Annotated in this window: 4 protein-coding genes; 3 read left to right on the top strand and 1 reads right to left on the bottom strand. The window is 73.5% G+C overall.

The annotated features are described in order from the left end of the window. Positions 1–24: 24 nt before the first annotated feature. On the bottom strand, positions 25–201 hold the full coding sequence (locus tag RIN80_RS12055) for a hypothetical protein (protein ID WP_309095555.1): 177 nt from the start codon (positions 199–201) through the stop codon (positions 25–27). Between the two features lie 240 nt (positions 202–441). On the opposite strand from RIN80_RS12055, the gene RIN80_RS12050 reads away from it, so the two are divergent. The 3 genes from RIN80_RS12050 (at position 442) to RIN80_RS12040 (ending at position 5561) form a co-directional block, all read left to right on the top strand. Beyond that, a complete protein-coding gene (locus tag RIN80_RS12050; protein WP_309095554.1) occupies positions 442–1365 on the top strand; it encodes an LLM class F420-dependent oxidoreductase in 924 nt (307 codons plus the stop codon). A gap of 159 nt (positions 1366–1524) precedes the next feature. Continuing rightward, positions 1525–2988, top strand: coding sequence for a 3' terminal RNA ribose 2'-O-methyltransferase Hen1 (locus RIN80_RS12045; protein WP_309095553.1), 1464 nt, complete (start codon positions 1525–1527; stop codon positions 2986–2988). After that, positions 2985–5561, top strand: coding sequence for a polynucleotide kinase-phosphatase (locus RIN80_RS12040; RefSeq protein WP_309095552.1), 2577 nt, complete (start codon positions 2985–2987; stop codon positions 5559–5561). Before RIN80_RS12045 ends, RIN80_RS12040 begins: the two co-directional genes overlap by 4 nt. Positions 5562–5962: the final 401 nt, after the last annotated feature.

The following is a 5962-nucleotide window of genomic DNA, read 5'->3' as shown; positions in this document are numbered from 1 at the left end:
CCCCCCGGAACCCCGGCCGGTCGCCTAGCCGGCCTGTCCCTCCTGGACGGGCTGGCGACCCGCATCCCCTGACGCCTGAAGGTCCGCGTCCAACGCCGACAGGTCCGCGTTCAACGCCGCCATCAGCTCCTCCATCTGCTGCAACAGCCCTTTCGGCTGTCCGGTCGTCCCGCCCTGCTGCGGCACGGTCTCTTCGGACATGACGGCCTCCTCGGCCCCTGGCCCCCCCGGGGAGGCCGACGCGGGTGACGCCCCGGCGGTGACCGGCCGGTGCGGAAGCCGGGGGCTCCGGCTCCGCCCGAGCCAACGATCACCGCCGGGGGCGGTCACTGGCCCGGTCACGCCGGTCCTGCGGTATTGACGTAATTTCACCCGACCGGGGACGGCGTGGGACGGGGGACCGATCGCGTGGTCGCGCGCCCCGGAGTGCAGGATGGATGTATGGATCTCCGCATCTTCACCGAGCCCCAGCAGGGGGCCACCTACGACACTCTGCTCGCCGTCGCCAAGGCCACCGAGGACCTCGGCTTCGACGCCTTCTTCCGTTCCGACCACTACCTGCGCATGGGCAACGTGGACGGTCTGCCCGGCCCCACCGACGCCTGGATCACCCTGGCCGGACTCGCCCGCGAGACCAAGCGCATCCGCCTCGGCACGCTGATGACCGCCGGCACCTTCCGCCTGCCCGGCGTGCTCGCCATCCAGGTCGCCCAGGTGGACCAGATGTCCGGCGGTCGCGTCGAACTCGGCCTCGGCGCCGGCTGGTTCGAGGAGGAGCACAAGGCCTACGGCATCCCCTTCCCCAAGGAGAAGTTCGCCCGGCTCGAGGAGCAGCTGGAGATCGTCACCGGCCTGTGGGCCACGGCCCCCGGCAAGACCTACGACTTCCACGGCACCTACTACGACCTCACCGACTCTCCCGCGCTGCCCAAGCCGGCGCAGGCCAGGATCCCGGTGCTCGTCGGTGGTCACGGCCCGACCCGCACCCCGCGCCTGGCCGCCCAGTACGCCGACGAGTTCAACATGCCCTTCGCCTCCGTCGAGGACAGCGAGCGGCAGTTCGCCCGGGTGCGCGCCGCCGCCGAGGAGGCCGGCCGCACGGGCGACGACCTGGTCTACTCCAACGCCCTCGTCGTCTGCGTCGGCCGGGACGACCAGGAGGTCGCCCGCCGGGCCGCCGCGATCGGCCGCGAGGTCGACGAGCTCAAGCTCAACGGGCTGGCCGGCTCCCCGGCCGAGGTCGTCGACAAGATCGGCCGCTACGCCCGCATCGGGTCCCGCCGCATCTACCTCCAGGTCCTCGACCTGGACGACCTGGACCACCTGGAGCTGATCTCCTCGCAGGTGCAGTCGCAGCTGTCGTAGCGGACCGGGTCCGTCCGCCCTCGATAACCGAAGGCGCTGGTGGGCACAGGTGTGCGAGGCTGTGGGCGTCGTCCTGCCGAGCCCCCAGGATCACCCTTCCTGGGGGCTCTCGCGCGTACGGCACCGCAGTCATCCGACCCGGCCGGAGAGGCCCTCCGCATGTTCCTGACGATCAGTACCACCGGCACCCCGGAACGCCCCGCGACCGACCTCGGCTACCTGCTGCACAAGCATCCCGACAAGGCGCAGGCGTTCTCCACCTCCTCCGGCACGGCGCACGTCCTCTACCCCGAGGCCGACGCCCGGCGCTGCACGGCGGCGCTGCTGCTGGAAGTGGACACGGTGGCCCTGGTCAGGAAGGGCAAGGGCAAGGGTCGCGGCGGCGCCCCGGACGCGGCGCTCGCCCAGTACGTCAACGACCGGCCCTACGCGGCCTCCTCCCTGCTCGCCGTGGCGTTGAGCCACGTCTTCTCCAGCGCGATCAAGGGCGTCTGCAACGCCCGCCCGGAGCTGCCCGGCCAGGCCAGGCCGCTGCGGATCGAGGTGCCCGCGCTGCCCGCCCGCGGCGGCCCGGACCTCGTGGCCAAGCTGTTCGAGCCGCTCGGCTGGACGGTCACCGCGCAGCCCGTGCCGCTGGACACCGAGTTCCCCGCGTGGGGCGACTCGCGCTACGTCGGCCTCGTCCTGGAATCGGACACGCTCACCCTCGCCGAGGCCCTGCGCCATCTCTACGTCCTGCTCCCCGTCCTGGACGACGCCAAGCACTACTGGGTCGCCCCCGACGAGGTCGACAAACTCCTGCGCGCCGGTGAGGGCTGGCTGCCCGGCCACCCCGAGCAGCGGCTGATCACCAGCCGCTACCTCTCCCGCCGCTGGTCCCTGACCCGTCAGGCGACCGAGCGGCTGGAGCTCGTGCGGCTCGCCGAGGCCGACGACAGCGAGGTCGAGGCGATCGACAACGCCGTCGAGGCGGAGAAGGAGACCGAGGAGAAGCCCACCCCGCTGGCCGTGCAGCGCCGCGAGGCGATCGTCACCGCGCTGCGGCGCTCCGGGGCCGCCCGGGTGCTCGACCTCGGCTGCGGCCAGGGCCAGTTGGTGCAGACACTCCTCAAGGACCCGGCGTTCACCGAGATCGTCGGCGTCGACGTGTCCGTACGGGCGCTCGCCATCGCCTCCCGGCGGCTGAAACTGGACCGCATGGGCGAACGGCAGGCGTCCCGCGTCCGGCTCCTCCAGGGCTCGCTCGCCTACACCGACACCCGGCTCAAGGGCTACGACGCGGCCGTGCTCAGCGAGGTGATCGAGCACCTCGACCCGCCCCGGCTGCCCGCGCTGGAGTACGCGGTGTTCGGCTCGGCCCGCCCGCGCACGGTCCTCGTGACCACCCCGAACGTCGAGTACAACGTGCGCTGGGAGACGCTCCCGGCCGGACACGTCCGGCACGGCGACCACCGCTTCGAGTGGACCCGCGCCGAGTTCCGGGCCTGGGCTCAGGCGGTGGCCGAACGCCACGGCTACACGGTCGCGTTCGAGCCCGTGGGACCCGACGACCCCGAGGTGGGACCGCCCACCCAGATGGCCCTGTTCACCCTGGCCGGCCCGAAGGAGGCGAAGGCGGCATGACCGACGAGACGCAGGGGCGCGTGCTGCCCGTCACCGACCTGTCCCTGGTGGTGCTGATCGGGGCCTCCGGCTCCGGCAAGTCCACCTTCGCCCGCAGGCACTTCAGGCCGACCGAGGTCATCTCCTCCGACTTCTGCCGCGGCCTGGTCTCGGACGACGAGAACGACCAGAGCGCCACCAGGGACGCCTTCGACGTCCTGCACTACATCGCGGGCAAGCGCCTGGCCGCCGGCCGCCGCACGGTCGTGGACGCGACCAGCGTGCAGTCCGAGGCCCGCCGGCAGCTGATCGACCTGGCCCGGCAGTACGACGTGCTGCCCATCGCCATCGTGCTCGACGTGCCCGAGGAGGTGTGCGCCGAGCGCAACGCGGCCCGCTGTGACCGCGCCGACATGCCCCGGCGGGTCATCCAGCGCCACACCCGCGAACTGCGCCGCTCCCTGCGGCACCTGGAGCGCGAGGGCTTCCGCAAGGTGCACGTGCTGCGCGGGGTGGAGGAGGTCGAGCGCGCCACGATCGTCACCGAGAAGCGCTTCAACGACCTGACCCACCTCACCGGCCCGTTCGACATCATCGGCGACGTCCACGGCTGCGCCGCCGAACTGGAGGCGCTGCTCGGCAAGCTGGGCTACACCGACGGCGTCCACCCGGAGGGCCGCACGGCCGTCTTCGTCGGCGACCTCGTCGACCGCGGCCCGGACAGCCCCGGTGTGCTGCGCCGCGTGATGTCCATGGTGAAGTCCGGCAACGCGCTGTGCGTCCCCGGCAACCACGAGAACAAGTACGGCCGTTACCTGCGCGGCCGCAACGTCCAGCACACCCACGGCCTCGCCGAGACCATCGAGCAGATGGCGGGCCAGAGCGAGGAGTTCGTCGCCGAGGTGCGCCGGTTCCTCGACGGGCTCGTCAGCCACTACGTCCTCGACGGCGGCCGGCTCGTCGTCTGCCACGCCGGCCTGCCCGAGAAGTACCACGGCCGCACCTCCGGCCGGGTCCGCAGCCACGCCCTGTACGGCGACACGACCGGGGAGACCGACGAGTTCGGCCTGCCGGTGCGCTACCCGTGGGCGGAGGAGTACCGGGGCCGGGCCGCGGTCGTCTACGGCCACACCCCGGTCCCGGAGGCCACCTGGCTCAACAACACCATCTGCCTGGACACCGGCGCCGTCTTCGGCGGCAAGCTCACCGCGCTGCGCTGGCCGGAGCGCGAGCTGGTCGACGTACCGGCCGAGCGGGTCTGGTACGAGCCGCTGAAGCCGCTGCGCAGCGAGGCGCCCGGCGGGCACGACGGCCGCCCGCTGGACCTCGCGGACGTGCACGGCCGGCGGGTCGTGGAGACCCGGTACCAGGGGCGCATCTCGGTCCGCGAGGAGAACGCGGCCGCGGCACTGGAGGTCATGAGCCGCTTCGCGGTCGACCCGCGGCTGCTGCCGTACCTCCCGCCGACCATGGCCCCCACGGCCACGAGTCACGTCGACGGCTATCTGGAGCACCCGGCCGAGGCCTTCGCCCAGTACGAGCGGGACGGCGTCGCCCGGGTCGTGTGCGAGGAGAAGCACATGGGCTCGCGGGCGGTGGCCCTGGTGTGCCGCGACGCGGAGGCGGCCCGCAGGCGCTTCGGCGTCGGGGGCACCTCCCGCCCGAGCGCAGCCGAGAGCGGGGGAGGGCCGACCGGGTCCCTCTACACCCGCACCGGCCGCCCCTTCCTCGACGACGACACCCTCACCGAGGGAATCCTCGAGCGGCTGCGCACGGCGATCGGCGAGGCGGGCCTGTGGGACGACCTGGAGACGGACTGGCTGCTGCTGGACGCCGAGCTGATGCCCTGGTCGCTGAAGGCGTCCGGGCTGCTGCGCTCCCAGTACGCCGCCGTGGGCGCCGCGTCCGGCGCGGTGTTCCCCGGCGCGCTGGCCGCGCTCAAGGGCGCGGCGGAGCGGGGTGTCGAGGTGTCCGGACTGCTGGCCCGCACCGGTGAACGCGCCGCCGACGCCGCCGCGTTCACCGCGGCCTACCGCCGCTACTGCTGGACCACCGACGGCCTGGACGGCGTCCGCCTGGCACCGTTCCAGATCCTCGCGGTCCAGGGCCGCAGCCTGGCCGCCCTGCCGCACGACGAGCAGCTCGCCCTCATCGACCGGCTCGTCGAGCACGACGGCAGCGGCCTGCTGCAGACCACGCGCCGGCTCTACGTCGACACCGCCGACCCCGAGTCGGTCCGGGCCGGCGTCGACTGGTGGCTGGAGATGACCGGCCGCGGCGGCGAGGGCATGGTCGTCAAGCCGGTCGGCGCGGTCGTCCGCGACGGCCAGGGCCGTCTGGTCCAGCCCGGCATCAAGTGCCGCGGCCGGGAGTACCTGCGGATCATCTACGGCCCGGAGTACACCCGCCCGGAGAACCTCGCCCGCCTGCGCTCCCGCTTCCTCAACCACAAGCGCTCCCTGGCGATCCGCGAGTACGCGCTCGGCCTGGAGGCTCTGGACCGGCTGGCCGAGGGCGAGCCGCTGTGGCGGGTGCACGAGGCGGTGTTCGGGGTGCTGGCCCTGGAGTCGGAGCCGGTGGACCCGCGGCTGTGACCCCGTACGGCGGCGGTGTCCGGCCGGATCGCGCCACCCCGGCGCGATCCGGCCGGAGGCTGTGAGGCCGGCCCCAACCGTCCCTGGGAACCGTGGGGTGCCGTGCCGGTTTCGCCGGCCGGTCCGGGCAGGTGAAACCGACTCAGGGGGCCGGTGCGGACAGGTCCGGCGCCCGGCGCGTCCGGCGACTCCGGACAGCAGGCGGATTCCGGGCTGCCGCAACGTCGACCCCGCGGCCGAGCCGCCGCCGGACGGCCCCCGCTTCCGCGCGACCGCACCCCGTGGCCCGACGTCACCACCCACGCCTTCGCCACCCGCCCGACCGCGCCGCGCACGCCGACGAGCACCTCGCCGCCGGGGACCGCGCCGCGCACGCCGACGAGCACCTCGCCGCCGGGGAC

This window comes from Streptomyces sp., assembly GCF_031181705.1.
GTDB lineage: Bacteria > Actinomycetota > Actinomycetes > Streptomycetales > Streptomycetaceae > Streptomyces.
This window is presented reverse-complemented; position numbering and strand designations above follow the sequence as displayed.